This window comes from Nonomuraea sp. B1E8 (assembly GCF_039871515.1).
Taxonomy (GTDB): domain Bacteria; phylum Actinomycetota; class Actinomycetes; order Streptosporangiales; family Streptosporangiaceae; genus Nonomuraea.
Window position 1 is genome coordinate 243,404 of record NZ_JBDPLS010000008.1, and the last position, 15,772, is coordinate 259,175.

Genomic DNA, 15,772 nt, shown 5'->3' on the forward strand with positions numbered 1-15,772 from the left:
CCGTTAACTCTAGCGGGTTTTTCGACCGGATGCTTCCGGTCCTTCGTCGCGGAGCAGCCGGACCATGCCGCGTTCGGTCGCGGGCAGGCTGAGGAAGATCTCCAGGATCCTCGTCAGGCGGTGCACCTCGATGCGGTGGAACGAGGGGCCGTCGGAGCGGGCCAGCACCAGGGACAGCGCCAGAGGCGGCAGCGGGGCATGGATGACGTGCAGGCCGTCGTCGAGGGTCAGGGCGACCGGGCGGGCCGGGACGTCGGCCGGGATGGCGGGCGGCCGCTGCGGGGCGCGCCAGCTCGCGTAGACCACCCGCTGCTCGGCCGTCATCGTGGCGGCCCAGTCGGCGCTGAACAACACGGGGAGCGAGTCGACGAGCGTGGTCAGCGCCCGGTCGCCCGCCGTGCTGATGAACTTGAGGATCTCCAGCTCCGGGTAGGTGCCCGGGGCCTCCCGGGTGGTCCAGACGCCCTCGACCGTCACGCCTTCGACGCCTTCGAGGCTCTTGACCAGCGCCTGCCTGGACGTGCCCGCCGGGTTGAAGATCGTGATGTCGTCGACGGCCTGGCCGGCGCCCCGATCGAGCACGGTCACCTGGGTGATGTCGGCCCCCGCCGCCCCCAGGACCCTCGTCACCTGGGCCAGAGAGCCAGGCCGGTCGGGCAGCACCAGGCGCACTCGAAGAAGCATCCGTGTCCCCTCGCATGAAGATGCCGGTGCACAGTTTACCGGTGAAGGGTGCGGCGGTCCCGGCTTTCGACGCCGCGCTGGTGGCCGGCGGGCGATGACGTGACCGGCATGGCCGGCTGGTCCGACCGGAAACGCTGAGGAAACAGCCCGCTTCATAGAAAGTCCTGACGCATCACAGCAGGACGTTCGGACAGGCACAGTCAGCTCCTGGCTGACATGTCCATGGACGGAAGGACATTCATGCGAATGCTCACGGGAATAGCCACCGGCGTCATCACCGCGGCCATGCTCACGCTGGGCTCCGCCGGCGCCGCGGCGGCCACCCCTGACGGCACGGCGGTCACCGACGAAGCGGTGGTCACTCCCGACGTGGGGACCAAGGACGTCGAAAGGAAGAAGTTCGACTGCAAGACGCCCAAGGGGAAGAAGCTCAGCGTCTCCTGGGGAACCGACGGCAACATCTCGACGACCATCTACTTCAACAACCACTGCAACCAGAAGCGCACCATCCAGACGTGGGTCGACGGCGCCGGTCTCCCAGAGCCGGTGAAGAGCAAGTGCTTCACCGTGAATCCGAAGACGAAGGGGGACAAGAAGATCCAAACGCTGGGCCGCAACGTCGTCAAGGTGACGTCCCCGAAGAAGTGCTGACGCGGCGCCGGACGAGCTGAGGCCGCGGCACTCGTCCACCGCGGGGGCCGCCGCGGTGGACGAACCCATGGGCGAATACCGCTCGCGGCCCGACCTGCGCTACAACTGGGACGGTGAAGATGGGGCCGATCGAGGTGTGGCCGCCGGTGGTGCTCGCGCCCATGGCGGGCATCACCAACGCGCCGTTCCGGGTGTTGTGCCGGGAGCAGGGCGCGGGATTGTTCGTGTCAGAGATGATCACGACGCGGGCGCTGGTCGAGCGCAATCCCAAGACGTTCAGGATGATCCGGTTCGCGGAGTCCGAGCGGCCCAGGAGCATCCAGCTGTACGGCGTCGACCCCGCCATCGTGGGCCGGGCGGTCCGGATGGTCGCCGAGGAAGACCTCGCCGACCACGTCGATCTCAACTTCGGCTGCCCGGTGCCCAAGGTGACCCGGCGCGGGGGCGGGTCGGCGTTGCCGTACAAACGGCATCTGCTGCGGCGGATCCTGCGCGAGGCGGTCGCGAACGCCGGGCCGCTGCCCGTGACGATGAAGATGCGCAAGGGCATCGACGACGATCACCTGACCTATCTGGACGCCGGGCGCATCGCGGTCGAGGAGGGGGTCGCGGCGATCGCCCTGCACGCCCGCACGGCCCGCCAGCACTACGGAGGCGTGGCCGACTGGGCGGCCATCGCGCGGCTCAAGGAGGCCGTGCCGGAGATCCCCGTCCTGGGCAACGGCGACATCTGGTCGGCCGACGACGCGCTGCGGATGGTGGCGCGCACGGGCTGCGACGGCGTGGTGGTCGGGCGCGGGTGCCTCGGCCGGCCGTGGTTGTTCAAAGACCTGGAGAACGCGTTCAACGGCAGCCCCGAGCGGGCCAGGCCGGTGCTCGGCGAGGTGGCCGAGACGATGGCCAGGCACGCCGAGGGGCTGACCGGGTGCTTCGACATCGAGCGCTATGCGGTGGCCGACTTCCGCAAGCACGTCGGGTGGTATCTGAAGGGGTTCACGGTCGGGAGCGAGCTGCGGCGTGAGCTGGCCACGGCCGAATCGCTCGACGGGCTGCGCGAAGGGCTGGCCAAGCTGGATCACGACCAGCCGTGGCCGCCCAACACCGACACCCCGCGCGGCAAGTCGGGTGAGCGGTCCAAGGTGCTGCTGCCGGACGGGTGGCTGGACGATCCGTGGGACTGCGTGGTGCCGGAGGCGGCCGAGTCGGACGTCTCCGGCGGCTGACGCGCTCAGTGCGGGCCGGTGACCTCGGTGCCGCAGGGGCCGCCGCCCACGGCCGGCTCCAGCCGGACACGCTCGCCCGACATCGTGAGCGTCGGGTAGAACTCCGCGATGCGCTCGGCCGAGCGGCCCGTGTAGTGGCAGATGAAGCTGCGCCTGAACCGGTCGCTCGTGGTGTTGGGCTCCGAGCCGTGCACCAGGCTGCCGTTGAAGAACAGCACGTCGCCGGGGTCCATGTCGACGGGCACCCGTTCGAGGCCGGGTGGCGGCGGCACGTACTCCCTGGTGAACGACGTGCCCTGGTCGGCCTCCTCCGGGCAGAACAGGTCCATCAGGTGCGTCCCAGGCACCACCTCCAGGCCGCCGTTCGCCCGGTCCACCCGGTCGAGCGCCACCCAGGCGGCCACGCAGGTGCCCGGCTCGACGCGGAGGTAGAAGTTGTCCTGATGCAGGGCCTGCCCCCTGGCGCCCGGCGGCTTGAAGTAGAACATGCTCTGGGCTGCTATCGGCTCCTCGCCGAGGAGGTCGCGGAGTATCGCGGCGATGCGCGCGTCGAGCAGGAAGCGCAGGGCCACGTCGTTCACCTGGTGCGGGTGCATGATGCGCGGATACTCGCGCAGGATGTCGTACGGCCGGCCGGGCTCCTGCGGCTGCGGGGCGAAGTGCCCGGGGATCGGCCCCCTGGCGTGCAGCGCCATGAACTCCTCGCGCAGCTCGGCCACCTCCTCCTGCGACAGGAGGGCGGGCGCCAGCATGAATCCCCGGTCGTGGAAGTCGTTGAGCCTCATGGGTCTCACGCTAGAGAGCACGTTCGTGCGACGGTATGCCTGTGACCGCTGAGGACCTGTCTGTTCCTGCTGCCGAGCTGTTGATCGTGGGCCACGACGACAAGGCGCCCGGCTACGCGACGCGCCGCCCGGCAGGGTCGCCCAGCTGGCTGCTGTTGTGGACCGAGGCGGGGGAGGGGCTCGTCGAGCAGGGCGGCACGTCGTTCGCGGTGAGGGCGGGGGATCTGGCCGTGCTGGGCTCGGGGGTGGCGCAGCACTACCGGGTGCGGGCGGGCGCGGAGCGATGGCGGTTCTGGTGGGTGCACTTCCAGCCGCGGCCGGGCTGGGCGGCGTGGCTGGCGCCGTACGCCGAGGGCGACGGCTGCCACCTGGTCGCCGGGGTGCCGCCGGCCGTGCACGAGCGCCTCGATCTGGCGTTCCAGCGGGCGCTCCAGGACGCGCGCTGGGCGCCCGGGCTCGCGCGCGTGGCGCCGGTCGAGGCGCGGGTTCCGGCGCTCGCCGTGGGCGGGCCGGCGCGGGAACTGGTGCTCGGCGCCGTCGAGGAGGTGCTGGTGCTGGCCACCGCGTCCGCGCGCCCTGAGACCACGCGGACGGGCGAGGAGGGCGACGAACGTGTACGCCGGGCCCTGGCGATCATCGCGGCCGAGCCCGGCGCCCCGCATTCGGTGGCCTCGCTGGCCCGCGCCGTGGCGCTCTCGCCCTCCCGCTTCGCCCACCTGTTCGCCGAGGAGACCGGTCAGACCCCCATGCGGGTGGTACGCCGGGCGCGGGCCGGCCACGCCGCGAGCCTGCTGGAGGTGACCGACCTGGACGTCGGCCAGGTGGCGGTGGCTTGCGGTTTCGTCAGCCCTTTCCACTTCAGCAGGGCCTTCAGCAAGGAGTACGGGATGCCGCCCCGCGACTATCGCGCCCGCCTGCGCGGCGTCAGCGGCTGACCGGGTGTGCTCGGGCAGGTAGAGCTGCCGGTCCAGCAGCGACCATCGGCGGCTCATCCGGGACAGGGCCGGCCAGGCGGCCGTCTACCACCAGGGCTTCGAACTGGAGGGCCGGCCGCTGCGTCGCCGTCGCACCGGCGGGTCCTGGACGGCGGCCGGAAGGGCTGAGGGGCGCCTATCACGCGCTGCTGAGCCGCCAGGACACTCCTGAGCTGCGCCGATTCGCCCGGGACTACGCCGAGCAGTGGCTCGCCAGGTCCCGCTACCGGCTGCGCAGGGCCTGCCCGCTGCCCCGCCGCTGGGAACCGGAGCACGGCCTGCGCGGCTGGCTCGACGAGGTGCACGGGTCACTTCCTGTTCCAGACATACTGGGACGAGCTGGGCAACGGTGAGATCTCCCTGAACCACCCGGCGATCTACCGTTGCCTGCTCCGCGACATGGGGATCGACCTGCCGCAGACCTCCTCGCGGCAGTACGCGGAATGGCCGGGATTCAGGGAGGAGTCGTTCGCCAAGCCGGTCTTCTGGCTGGCGATCTCCCGGTTTCCCCGCACGTACATGCCGGAGATCCTCGGGCTCAACCTGGCCATGGAGCTGTCCGGAGTGGGGGGCGGCTACCGCCGGGCCGGGGCCGCGCTCGAGTTCTACGGCTACAGCACCCTGTTCGTGGATCTGCACAACACCATCGACAACGTCGCGACCGGCCACTCGGCCTGGGCGGCCGACGCGATCGACACCTACCTGGCCGACCTGCCGCAGGTTCTCGGGCCGGAGGGGGTGGCCGCCGCCTGGGAGCGGATCAGGGCCGGCTACAGGTCGCTCAACCGTCTCGGCAACCTCGCAGCCGGTCTCTACGCGGCGCCGCGCACGCGCGTCCCCGCGAACCCGGCCCGTGCACGCGTCCTGACGAGGAGCTGATCCCCATGCCTGATCTCGTGCTCGGAATCTCGGCCTTCTACCACGACAGCGCCGCCGTGCTCGTGGACGGCGGCAGGTCCCTTCCTGCTGGAGAAGGCCGCTCAGCCCGCCTGGTCGGAGCAGGGCGACTTCCGTGACGAGATCCCGCTCGACTGAGCCGGCCGGTGAGACAACGACGAGGAGGAGGGGGCATGCTGGTGAGAGTCCGCGGTTTCGCGACGAGCCTGCTGTTGGCCGTGGCGTGGGTGGCCGTGTTCGTCCCGGTGGGGGTGATCGTCAGGGTGGTACGCGACCCGCTGCGCCGCCGTAAGTCATCCAAGCTGCCCAGCTACTTCACCCCGTTGCGGGTGTCGCGTCGGCCGTACGACCGCCCCCGCACTCGTCGGCCGCTGACCCGGAAGCCATGTACGCCCAGCTGAAGAAGGAGCATGCACGCGGCAAGGCGGTCCTCGTGGGTCACGACCGGGGTGCACCCGTTGCCTGGACCGCGGCTATGCTGCGCTCGGACAAGGTCCGCGCGGCGGCCGAAGGCCCTCGGCTACGGACGTCGGCGGGCGAAGGCGGGAGCATGCTCCGGCCGGGGCCCGAAGCCCACCAGCCGGGCCGGTAGTGCGCGGAACCCTGGTACCACCCGGCTGAGGTAGAGCAGCGCTTTGGGGGGACCCGCGAACTTGCCCTCGAACGCCGACTCGAAGACGGCCCGCTGGATCACCCGCTGGAACGCCTGCATGATCGCGGTGGGTCGCTGCCTGCGCCGCTGCACGGCGGCCAGGCCGGCGCGGGTGACGGTGTGCCGCCGCAGCGGCCGGGCCAGGACGGCGGCCGCGGCAACCGCGTCCTGGACGGCGAGGTTGATGCCCACGCCGCCGGCCGGCGACATGGCGTGCGCGGCGTCGCCGATGAGCAGCAGGCCGTCGGTGTACCAGCGGTCGAGGCGGTTCAGCTTCACGTCGAGCATGAACACCTGATCCAGGCTCTCCAGGTGGTCCACCCGGTCGGCGAAGTCAGGACGCAGGCGGGCGACGCGCTCGCGAAACCACTCGATTCCCTTGGCCCGCAGCCGCGCGTCCGCGCCCTTGGGGATGAAGTACGCTACCTGGTAGAAGTCCTCGCGGTTCAGCGAGAGCAGGATCTCCTTGCCCTGCGCGACCGGCAGGATGCCGGCAGGCGCGCCCCCTTCGCTCTCCCACTTGGGCAGGCGGAACCACCAGACGTCGAACGGCACGGGGAACTCCTTGGGCACCAGCCCCGCGTCCCGCCGCAGCGTGGAATGCCTGCCGTCGCATGCCACCGTCAGCTCGGCGCGGATCTCTCCCTCGGTGCCGGCCGCCGTGCGATAGCTGACGCCGACGACCTTCTCGTCCTCCCTGAGCAGTGCGGTCGCCTCGGTGTTCATGTGCAGGGCGAACCCCGGCTCGTCGCCTGCCGCCTTGGCGAGGAAGTTGAGCAGGTCCCACTGGGGCACCAGCGCGATGTAGTTGTACGGCCCGGGCAGCCGGCCGAACTCGGCGAGCGGGCTCTGGCCTCCGTCCGGGGTGGGGAACGCCACCCTGTTCAGACGGCTCTGCGGCAGGGCGCGGAAGCCCTCTCCGAGGCCGAGCTCGTCGATGATCCGGATGGTCGAGGGATGGACGGTGTCCCCCCGGAAGTCGCGCAGGAAGTCGCCATGTTTCTCCAGCACGGTGACCTGGATTCCCGCTCTGGCCAGGAGCAGGCCGAGCATGATGCCCGCCGGACCGCCTCCGGACACCAGCACACCAGTACGTTCGGTGATCACGACTCTCCTTCCCGTGCACACAATTCATCGTAGAATGAAATGGTGCGAAAGCAAGCTCTGATCGTCTGCACGATCAGGGCCCGCTGTGGCGGCCAGCCTCTGCAGCGCCTTGGGGGACGGGTCGCCGGGAAGGCCGAGCACCAGGGCGGAGAAGCCGCGCAGCGTGTCGTCCTGGGAGAGCAGCCCGAGGACGCGCCGGAGGTCGTGGTCGTTCACCTCACTCATATTGTCCTATGATCGACGCGAGGCTTTCTTGACTCTTTGTAACCGTATATGTCACGAAATGTCTCGATCTTGAGACATGGTCATGACACGACCTCAACGCTCCGAGCCGGACACTTAATCGACAGGCCTGTGCCGGGGCGCCCTTGCCAGTCCGTTCCGGCACAGGGCTTGTCGCTTCTCCAGGGATCTCAGAGCCGGTTGAGCCCGATCACGTGGAGCACGGCCCGCCCCTCCTCGTCGGAGGCGGCCAGGTCGACCTGGGCGTCGATGCCCCAGTCACCGTCGCCGGCCGGATCCCTGACCGTCTGGCGGACCTTCCACAACCCGCTCTCCTCCTCGATCCGCAGCAGCGCGGGCCCCCGGGCGTCGGCGTCGGTGAGGATCTCCTCGTGCTCGTCGTAGTACGCGTCCAGCGCCGCGCCCCAGTCGACGTCGGGGGCGAGCTCCTCCAGCTCGTCCTCCTTCTCGATGGCGCAGAGCTCGACCAGCCGGAACATGGCGTTGCGCACCAGCACCCGGAACGCCCGCGGGTTGGCGGTGACCGGGCGCACCTTGGCCTCCAGCTGGTCCTTCTGCTCCAACACCTCGGCCGGGTTGGTCAGCTTCTCCCACTCGTCGATCAGTGACGAGTCGACCTGGCGGACGAGCTCGCCGAGCCACTCGATCAGGTCGACCAGGTCGTCGGTCTTGAGATGCTCCGGGACCGTGCGCGACAACGTGCGATAGGCGTCGGCCAGGTAGCGCAGCACCGTGCCCTCGGACCGGGCCAGCTCGTAGAACTGGATGTACTCGGCGAACGTCATGGCCCGCTCGTACATGTCGCGCACCACGGACTTCGGGCTGACGGTGTAGTCGCCGACCCACGGATGCCCGCGCCGGTAGGTTTCGTACGCCCCGAGCAGCAGGTCGTCCAGCGGCATCGGATACATGACCTCGGCCAGCTGCTCCATCCGCTCCTCGTATTCGACGCCGTCGGCCTTCATCTGCGCGACGGCCTCGCCCCTGGCCTTCTTGAGCTGGGCGGACAGGATCTGGCGCGGGTCGTCGAGGATCGACTCCACGATCGACACCACGTCGAGCGCGTAGGCCGGCGACTCGCGGTCGAGCAGGTCGAACGCGGCCAGCGCGAACGTCGACAGCGCCTGGTTGAGCGCGAAGTCCTCCTGCAGCTCGATCGTGAGCCGGGCCCGCCTGCCCTGCTCGTCGGGCTCGGCGAACTGCTCCACGATGCCGCCGGCCAGCAGCGACCGGTAGATCGCGATGGCCTGGCTGATGTGCCGCCGCTGCCACCTGCGGTCCTCGTGGTTGTCGGTCAGCAGGTGCTTCATCGCCTGGAAGCAGTCGCCCGGCCGGTTGATCACCGCGAGCAGCATGGCGTTGCTGACCTTGAACCGCGAGTTGAGCGGCTCGGGCTCGGCCTCCTGGAGCTTGACGAACGTGTCCTCGCTCCAGCCCACGAAGCCCTCCGGCGGCTTCTTGCGGGCATAGCCGCGCCGCCTCTTGGGGTCGTCGCCGATCTTGGCCAGCGCCTTGGCGTTCTCGATGTCGTGCTCGGGAGCCTGGCAGGCGACGTAGCCGATCGTGTCGAAGCCCGCCCGGCCGGCCCGCCCGGCGATCTGGTGGAACTCGCGGGCGCGCAGCCGGCGCACCTTGTTGCCGTCGTACTTCGACAGCGCCGTGAACAACACCGTCCTGATCGGCACGTTGACGCCGACGCCGAGCGTGTCGGTGCCGCAGATGACCTTCAGCAGCCCCGCCTGCGCGAGCCGCTCCACCAGCCGCCGGTATTTCGGCAACATGCCGGCGTGGTGCACGCCGATGCCGTGGCGGACCAGCCGCGACAGGGCGCGCCCGAACCGGGTGGTGAACCGGAAACCGCCGATCATCGCGGCGATGGCCTCCTTCTCGGCCTTCGTCGCCATGTTGATCGACATCAGGGCCTGGGCGCGTTCCATGGCCGCGGCCTGCGTGAAGTGCACGACGTAGACCGGCGCCTGGCCGGTGCTGAGCATCTCCTCCAGCGTCTCGTGCAGCGGGGTCATCCGGTAGGAGTAGACGAGCGGCACCGGCCGCTCCGAGTGCTTGACCACGGACGTGGGCCGCCCGGTGCGCCTGGTCAGGTCGCGCTCGAACATCGACACGTCGCCGAGCGTCGCCGACATCAGGATGAACTGCACGTTGGGCAGCTCCAGCAGCGGCACCTGCCAGGCCCACCCGCGGTCGGGCTCGGCGTAGAAGTGGAACTCGTCCATGACGACCTGGCCGATGTCGGCCGCGGCCCCGTCGCGCAGCGCCACGTTGGCCAGGATCTCGGCCGTGCAGCAGATGATGGGCGCGCCCGCGTTGACGCTCGCGTCGCCGGTCATCATGCCGACGTTCTCGGTGCCGAAGATGGCGCACAGGTCGAAGAACTTCTCCGACACCAGCGCCTTGATCGGCGCGGTGTAGAACGTGCGCACGTCACGCGTCAGCGCGGCGAAGTGGGCGCCGGCGGCCACCAGCGACTTGCCCGAGCCCGTCGGCGTGGCCAGGATCAGGTTGCTGCCGGAGACGACCTCGATGAGCGCCTCCTCCTGGGCGGGATAGAGGGTGAGCCCCCGCTCGGCGTTCCAGGCGACGAAAGCGTCGAAGATGGCGTCGGGATCGGCGTCGATGTCATCTGGCAGGCGGTCAACGAGTAGGCTCACACCCTCTATCCTGCCGAAGTTTGCCCGATGGTCGAACCGGCTTCGCCCCGATCAGGTCAAACCTCCAGGTCGAGCTGGAACAGGACCGTGTCGACCCAGCGCCCGTGCTTGAAGCCCACGGCCCTCAGCCGGCCGGCCCCGGCGAAGCCGTACGCCTCGTGCAGCCGCGCCGACGACGGGTCGCCCGAGGTACGGGGCGAGGTACGCCGGTGTTTCCCCGACCTCACGCCCCGGCGCGCGGCGCCGTCATCAGCAGCCCGCCGAGCAGCGCGATCACCGCGAGGAACGGCCCGCCGCCGGGGGCGAAGCCGCCCACGGTGAGGGTCAGCACCCCCGCGCCGACCAGCGCGGTCGCCCCCAGCACGGTGCTCCAGCCCTCCTTGCCGTACGGCAGCGCGGGCGGCGTCTCGAACCGGGCGAACCCCTTCAGCAGCGGCCACAACACCAGGCACAGCAGCCCGAACCAGAGCGGCCACCCGGCGAACCAGAGCGCGCTGCCCGGCGCCGGCGTCTCGACGCCCAGCAGGACCACCACGACGCCGGCGACGGCGAACAGGGCCGGCATGTGCCACAGGTACACCGTCATGATCCGCGGCCCCGCCCAGTCCAGCAGCCGGCCCGTGCGCAGCCGCAGCAACCACGGCCGCAGCAGCACGGCCAGCCCGATCTGCCCGGCGGAGACGGCCAGCATGGCGAGGGTGGGCGGGGCCATGTTCGACATCTCGGCGCCGGGCAGCCCGATCATGCTGCCCGGGTAGGGGCCGTACGCCACCAGCAGCGCCGCCGCCCCGAAGCCCCCCGCCGCCAGCGCCCAGGCGTGGCGCAGCCGTCCCTCGGCGTAGCGGAAGCCGAGCTGGTGCACGGCCAGCCAGACGAACACGATGTTCAGGTAGCCCACGGCCTCGACCCCGGTGGAGAAGCGTGCCACGTCGGTCAGCACCGCCCCGGCCGCCAGCCCGGCCGGGACCCACAGGCCGTACCTCTGGTGCAGGCGCAGAGCGTACGGGGTGGCCGTGACGGCGATCAGGTAGACGGCCAGGAACCACAGCAGCTGCCCGGTCAGCTTCGCGCCCACGTCGAGCGGCTGCTCGGGCACGCCCAGCGTGAGCAGGATGTGCGGCAGCGGGATCCACACCGCGGCGAGCGGCAGGAGCGGCCAGGCCAGCCGGCGCAGCCGCACCGCCAGCCACCGCGGCGCGCTCTCGCCGGTCCGCCCGAAGCCGATCGCGTTCGCGGCGCCGCCCGCGAAGAACACCAGCGGCATCACCTGGCTGATCCAGGTCACCACCCACACGCCGGGCGTGGACAGCGCGTTGCCCGTGGTCAGCCGGACCCCGTCGTACGACAACACCGGGATGGTCCAGTGCTGCAGGACGATGAGCGCCATGCCGAACACGCGCAGCAGGTCGATGAACGGATCCCGCGCGGCGCGCACGGCTGCCGTGCGGCGCGGCCCTGTGGTCGTGGCCGCGGCGGTGGGGCGGTCCAGCAGGACGGTCATGGGGGCGCCTCGATTCGCAGGGGACGGATGACTCAAGGCTTCCGTCGCGGGCGCCCCCGCACATTGCCGCCGCCCACCCTGTCGAGGTCGAGATCGCACCACCGGCTCCGGTAGGGCTGGCCCTACCCCCGCACACCGGTGCACCCGCTCGTCCGGGACGACGGGACGAAATACCGTTGAGGCCATGCGCTCCCTGATGAGGCGTGTCCTTCTCGACACCCGTTACACGCTGGTGGGCTTCCCCACGACCGTCATAGGTTTCGTGCTCATGGTCGCCGGCTTCGCCGCCGGCACGGGCACCCTTGTCGTGTGGCTCGGCGTGCCGCTCCTGGCCGGCACGCTGATGATGGCGCGGGGCTTCGCCGACGCGGAGCGCGGCTGGCTGTCCGACGTGCTCAAGCGCCCTCCGGTGCGGCCCCGCTACACGCCGGCCCCGGACGGCGCGGGCTGGTTCCGCCGGCTGGTCAACCCGCTGACCAGCGGGCAGTCCTGGCTCGATCTGCTGCACGGCATCGTCAGCCTGCCCTTCGCCATCGTGGCGTTCGTGCTGACGGTCGTCTTCTGGGCGATCCCCCTGGCGGGGCTGACCTGGCCGCTGTACGGCATCATCACCATGCGGATCCCCGGCAACACGGAGCTGCCCGAGCTGCTCGGCCTCGGCGACGGCTACGCCGTCAACGCGGTCTTCCACGTAGGCATCGGCCTGGTCTTCGCGGTGCTCATGCCGTTCATGGTGCGCGTGGCCGCGCTGCTGCGGGCCGGGCTCGGCAGGGCGCTGCTGACCGGCGTGGCCGAGCTGCACGAGCGCATCGACGACCTGGCCGAAGGGCGCGCCGCGGCCGTCTCCGCCGAGGCCAACGCGCTGCGCAAGCTGGAGCGCGACATCCACGACGGCCCGCAGCAGCGGCTGGTCTCGCTGGCCATGGAGTTGTCCAGGGCGCAGCGGCAGATGGCCAAGGACCCCGAGGCGGCGCAGATCACGCTCACGTCGGCGATCGGCGCCACCCGTGAGACGCTCGACGAGCTGCGCGCGCTCTCGCGCGGCATCGCCCCGCCCGTCCTGTCGGACCGCGGTCTCGCGCCCGCGCTCGCAGCCCTGGCCGGGCGCTGCACGATCCCGGTGGACCTGGACGTGCAGACGGTCGAGCGCTATCAGGCGTCGGTCGAGAACGCCGTCTACTTCGTCTGCGCCGAGGCTCTCACGAACGTGGCCAAGCACAGCCGCGCCACCGTCTGCACGGTCCAGCTCGTCCGCATCGGTGACGGCCTGATGCTCACGATCGGGGATGATGGTGTCGGCGGCGCGAGCGTCGCCAAGGGACACGGTCTCGCCGGGCTGGCCGACCGGCTCCGCGCCGTCGACGGGGAGCTGACGATCCAGTCACCTGACGGCGGGCCGACAACGATCGTGGCGGAGGTGCCGTGCGGGTAGTCGTGGCCGATGACGCGGTCCTGATCAGGGAGGGCCTGGTCAGGCTGCTCGAAGAGTTCGGCTGCGAGGTGGTGGCGGCCGTCGGCGACGGCCCCGGCCTCGTCGAGGCCGTCGCCGGGCACAAGCCCGACGTGTCGGTGGTCGACGTGCGCATGCCGCCGTCGTTCACCGACGAGGGGCTCAGGGCGGCCGTCGAGGCGCGGCGCAGGGTGCCGGGCGCGCCCGTGCTCATCCTGTCGCAGTATGTCGAGGTCTCCTACGCCGACGACCTGCTGGCCGACGCCCGGGGCGCGGTGGGCTACCTGCTGAAGGACCGCGTCGTCGACGTCGACGAGTTTCTCGAGGGTCTGCGGCGGGTGGCCGCCGGCGGCACCGTGTTCGATCCGCAGGTGGTGTCCCAGCTGATGGTACGCAGGCGCAAGGACGATCCGCTGGCGCAGCTCACGCCGCGTGAGCGTGAGGTGCTCGGGCTGATGGCCGAGGGGAAGTCGAATCCGGCCATCGGGCGGCAGCTCGTGATCAGTGACGGGGCCGTGGAGAAGCACATCAGGAGCATCTTCAGCAAGCTCGGCCTCTACGCGGAGGACAGCGACCAGCATCGCCGGGTGCTCGCTGTGCTGACCTACCTGCGGTCCTGACCCTTATGTCGTTGTCGGTTCGCCCGCACCCTCGGCCCCGGCCCGCCGGCGAGCGGGGGCGGCTCCGCTCTCCGGTCCCTCCTCGGCCGCGCTGAGGGGTGGCTGGCCGGTCCGCGCGGCGCTGCGCGCGGACCTGGCCGCTCGGGGTCAGCCGAGCGCGTCGACCAGCTTCTTACGCTGCTGGGCGCCCAGGCCGCCGAGGCGGCGCTTCTCGTCGACGCCCGCCTCCTCCATCAGCGCGGTGGCCTTGGCCGGACCCACGCCCTTGACGGCGCGCAGCGCCTGGGACACCTTGATCTTCTTCGCGATGTCGTCGTCGCGCTCGAGCAGCTGGGCGAACGTCAGCTCACCGGCCTTGACCTTGGCCAGCAGGGCGGTGCGTGCGGCACGCGCCTCGGCCGCCTTGGCCAGAGCCGCTTGACGCTGCTCGGGGGTGAGGGTGGGAAGTGCCATCTCTGTTCTCTCCTCGGGGAGTTTACGTTCGGGTTCTGTTACCCGTGGTGCAGTGGCTAATCATGGCGGATACCAGCGGTTCGTGTTGCGGAAAGCGCCCGGCTCAACGTTCGGCCACCCCGTCGCGGCCGCTTCCGCGCACGCCGGGTGCCGCGTGACCGGGCCTTCGCCGGCTCTCATGCCGCCGACCACGCGTTCTCCCGCACCGTAGCCCTCATGGAGCGGGTGCCGCCTCAGCGGCGGCCGGACCGGGCCCCGGCCGGCCCCGCGAGCGTGGTGCCGCGAGCCGCCGGCCTCGCCGGGTCCGCGGTCGTCACGCGCGGGCCGGCGGAGGTGCCCGCCCTGCCCGGCGCGAGCGCACCTCCGCACCCTCCATACGCTGGGAAAACGCCTGACATCCCCTGTGTCTGCGAGCGCTCCTGGGATGGCCGCGCACGCCCGGAACGCCCGCGTCGCGGCCGCCTCCGTCATGGGGGCGCGAGCTCCAGGTTCACGCGTTCCGCCGCCCGGATCACGGGGGTCCGGCTCGGCGGATGCTCGCAGCCGTACCGCTCGCCGGCGGGGGCCGTACAAGATCGCAAACGTGTTCGGATGTGGGGGTGCTATGGCGGCTTGTCTCCCTGAGGGGTGGAATGCGTCACATTTCGCCTTTCGGGCGTGTCGCGACCCTGGTCAGGGTGGTTTCCCGCCACCTTTCGAGCCCTTCGGGAGTCAGGAAAGCGTCGAAGACCGACTCCATGGCGCCCAGCAGCGCCCCGCGCCAGCCCAGAGCCGACCCCTCGATCCTGGGCGGGGGGTCGCGGCGGATCGCCATGAGGCGCGGCTCGCAGGCCCGCAGCAGCGTCCCGCCCGCGCGTTCCGCCAGCTCCACGCCGTGGCCCGACAGGGTCACCACCTCCGGATCGTGGGCGTTCACCAGGGCGGCGATCCCGCGGCCGAGCGCGGCGGCGCCGGCCGCCACCGCCTCCTCGCTCGTGGCCAGCACGCGTTCGGCCTGCTCGCGTCCCCGGCCGCCGCCGTGCTCCAGGCCGACGTGGCGCAGCAGCGCGTTCGCGCCGACGTCCATGCCCCAGCAGCCGATCGCCCCGCACATGCAGGGCCGGTCGCCGCCGTCCAGCGGCATGTGCCCGAACTCGGCGCCGGTGCCGCTCGCCCCGCCCAGCGGGCGCCCCTCGACGACCAGCACGCCGCCCAGGTCGAAGTCCACATGCAGGTGCAGCCCCACCCGCACCCCTCGCAACCGGCCGCGCCGCGCCTCCGCCAGCGCCGCGAAGGCGGTGTCGTTCCCGACCATCACCTCGCCCGCGCTCGCCCGCGGGGCGTCGCCGGGGGAGCGGGACAGTCCAAGGAGAGCGGGGACGTTCACCGAGCGCCATCCGAGGTGGGCGATGTCCACCAGTCCGCCGAACCGCACCGGCCCCGCCAGGGCGACGCCGACGCCGACGACCCGGTGGCCGAGCCGGGAGGTGTGGGCGGCGACGGCCTCGCCCAGCGGAACGAGAGCGCCCTCCGGCGTGCCGTCGTGCGGGCGCAGGTCCAGGACGGTGACCCGGCCGCCCAGCTCGCACGCCGCCAGCTCCCACGCGTCCTCGCGCACGTCCGCCGCCAGCGCCAGCGGCCCGCGCGGATGAGGGCCGGGCACCTGGGTCGGCCGTCCCCGCGCGTGCTCGGGGGCCGGCTCCTCGTGCAGCAGCTCGTCCTCGGCCAGCCCGGCGACGAGCACCGAGGCCGTCCCCCTCGCCAGCCCCACGTCACGGGTCAGGCGTGATCGGGTGCTGGTGGCCCCGCAGTCGTGTACGGCGCGAAGCAGTCGCACGCGGTTGTGCGCACGAAGTTCGCCGCTCGTCGTGGCTCCATTCACGA

General features: G+C 71.3%; 17 protein-coding genes. 8 read left to right on the plus strand and 9 right to left on the minus strand.

Annotation, left to right across the window (positions count from 1 at the left end; all coding sequences use genetic code 11):
* Window positions 1-9: 9 nt before the first annotated feature.
* Window positions 10-684: an ACT domain-containing protein gene (locus ABGA98_RS26480; RefSeq protein WP_347621105.1), complete on the minus strand. Its 675-nt coding sequence runs from the start codon at window positions 682-684 to the stop codon at window positions 10-12.
* A 240-nt stretch (window positions 685-924) separates the two neighbouring features.
* Between ABGA98_RS26480 and ABGA98_RS26485 the strand changes: the two genes are divergently transcribed.
* Window positions 925-1,335, plus strand: a complete 411-nt coding sequence (locus ABGA98_RS26485) for a hypothetical protein (protein ID WP_347621106.1) — start codon at window positions 925-927, stop codon at window positions 1,333-1,335.
* A 119-nt stretch (window positions 1,336-1,454) separates the two neighbouring features.
* Window positions 1,455-2,558 carry a tRNA dihydrouridine synthase DusB gene (dusB, locus tag ABGA98_RS26490; protein ID WP_347621298.1) on the plus strand — a complete coding sequence of 368 codons (1,104 nt, stop codon included), beginning with the start codon at window positions 1,455-1,457 and terminating at the stop codon, window positions 2,556-2,558.
* A gap of 5 nt (window positions 2,559-2,563) precedes the next feature.
* Here dusB and ABGA98_RS26495 read toward each other — a convergent pair whose 3' ends face one another.
* Window positions 2,564-3,343: a phytanoyl-CoA dioxygenase family protein gene (locus tag ABGA98_RS26495; RefSeq protein WP_347621107.1), complete on the minus strand. Its 780-nt coding sequence runs from the start codon at window positions 3,341-3,343 to the stop codon at window positions 2,564-2,566.
* Window positions 3,344-3,384: 41 nt separating this feature from the next.
* Between ABGA98_RS26495 and ABGA98_RS26500 the strand changes: the two genes are divergently transcribed.
* The 4 genes from ABGA98_RS26500 to ABGA98_RS26515 all read left to right on the plus strand — a co-directional run bounded on the left by ABGA98_RS26500 (window position 3,385) and on the right by ABGA98_RS26515 (window position 5,615).
* Window positions 3,385-4,278: a helix-turn-helix domain-containing protein gene (locus tag ABGA98_RS26500; protein WP_347621108.1), complete on the plus strand. Its 894-nt coding sequence runs from the start codon at window positions 3,385-3,387 to the stop codon at window positions 4,276-4,278.
* 378 nt (window positions 4,279-4,656) lie between these two features.
* On the plus strand, window positions 4,657-5,196 hold the full coding sequence (locus tag ABGA98_RS26505; RefSeq protein ID WP_347621299.1) for an iron-containing redox enzyme family protein: 540 nt from the start codon (window positions 4,657-4,659) through the stop codon (window positions 5,194-5,196).
* A gap of 5 nt (window positions 5,197-5,201) precedes the next feature.
* On the plus strand, window positions 5,202-5,333 hold the full coding sequence (locus ABGA98_RS26510; RefSeq protein WP_347621109.1) for a hypothetical protein: 132 nt from the start codon (window positions 5,202-5,204) through the stop codon (window positions 5,331-5,333).
* 54 nt (window positions 5,334-5,387) lie between these two features.
* Window positions 5,388-5,615: a hypothetical protein gene (locus ABGA98_RS26515; protein WP_347621110.1), complete on the plus strand. Its 228-nt coding sequence runs from the start codon at window positions 5,388-5,390 to the stop codon at window positions 5,613-5,615.
* Between the two features lie 119 nt (window positions 5,616-5,734).
* Here the strand turns inward: ABGA98_RS26515 and ABGA98_RS26520 are convergent, their stop codons facing one another.
* The 5 genes from ABGA98_RS26520 to ABGA98_RS26540 all read right to left on the minus strand — a co-directional run bounded on the left by ABGA98_RS26520 (window position 5,735) and on the right by ABGA98_RS26540 (window position 11,386).
* On the minus strand, window positions 5,735-6,973 hold the full coding sequence (locus tag ABGA98_RS26520; protein WP_347621111.1) for an FAD-dependent oxidoreductase: 1,239 nt from the start codon (window positions 6,971-6,973) through the stop codon (window positions 5,735-5,737).
* A 24-nt stretch (window positions 6,974-6,997) separates the two neighbouring features.
* The gene (locus ABGA98_RS26525; RefSeq protein ID WP_347621112.1) at window positions 6,998-7,198 is read right to left on the minus strand and encodes a hypothetical protein; all 201 of its coding nucleotides are present in this window, start codon (window positions 7,196-7,198) and stop codon (window positions 6,998-7,000) included.
* Between the two features lie 188 nt (window positions 7,199-7,386).
* The gene (locus tag ABGA98_RS26530) at window positions 7,387-9,894 is read right to left on the minus strand and encodes a DUF3516 domain-containing protein (protein WP_347621300.1); all 2,508 of its coding nucleotides are present in this window, start codon (window positions 9,892-9,894) and stop codon (window positions 7,387-7,389) included.
* Between the two features lie 47 nt (window positions 9,895-9,941).
* Window positions 9,942-10,112: a hypothetical protein gene (locus ABGA98_RS26535; RefSeq protein ID WP_347621113.1), complete on the minus strand. Its 171-nt coding sequence runs from the start codon at window positions 10,110-10,112 to the stop codon at window positions 9,942-9,944.
* Window positions 10,109-11,386, minus strand: a complete 1,278-nt coding sequence (locus ABGA98_RS26540; RefSeq protein ID WP_347621114.1) for an acyltransferase — start codon at window positions 11,384-11,386, stop codon at window positions 10,109-10,111. Before ABGA98_RS26540 ends, ABGA98_RS26535 begins: the two co-directional genes overlap by 4 nt.
* 184 nt (window positions 11,387-11,570) lie before the next feature.
* On the opposite strand from ABGA98_RS26540, the gene ABGA98_RS26545 reads away from it, so the two are divergent.
* Window positions 11,571-12,818 (plus strand): sensor domain-containing protein, encoded by a 1,248-nt coding sequence (locus ABGA98_RS26545; RefSeq protein ID WP_347621115.1) that lies wholly within the window; start codon window positions 11,571-11,573, stop codon window positions 12,816-12,818.
* Window positions 12,809-13,456, plus strand: coding sequence for a response regulator transcription factor (locus ABGA98_RS26550; protein ID WP_347621116.1), 648 nt, complete (start codon window positions 12,809-12,811; stop codon window positions 13,454-13,456). Before ABGA98_RS26545 ends, ABGA98_RS26550 begins: the two co-directional genes overlap by 10 nt.
* A 147-nt stretch (window positions 13,457-13,603) precedes the next feature.
* Here ABGA98_RS26550 and mihF read toward each other — a convergent pair whose 3' ends face one another.
* Both mihF and ABGA98_RS26560 read right to left on the minus strand, forming a co-directional pair.
* Complete coding sequence (mihF, locus tag ABGA98_RS26555) at window positions 13,604-13,909, minus strand: integration host factor, actinobacterial type (protein ID WP_043641121.1); 306 nt, start codon at window positions 13,907-13,909, stop codon at window positions 13,604-13,606.
* A 637-nt stretch (window positions 13,910-14,546) separates the two neighbouring features.
* Complete coding sequence (locus ABGA98_RS26560; protein WP_347621117.1) at window positions 14,547-15,770, minus strand: ROK family protein; 1,224 nt, start codon at window positions 15,768-15,770, stop codon at window positions 14,547-14,549.
* Between the last annotated feature and the right edge of the window lie 2 nt (window positions 15,771-15,772).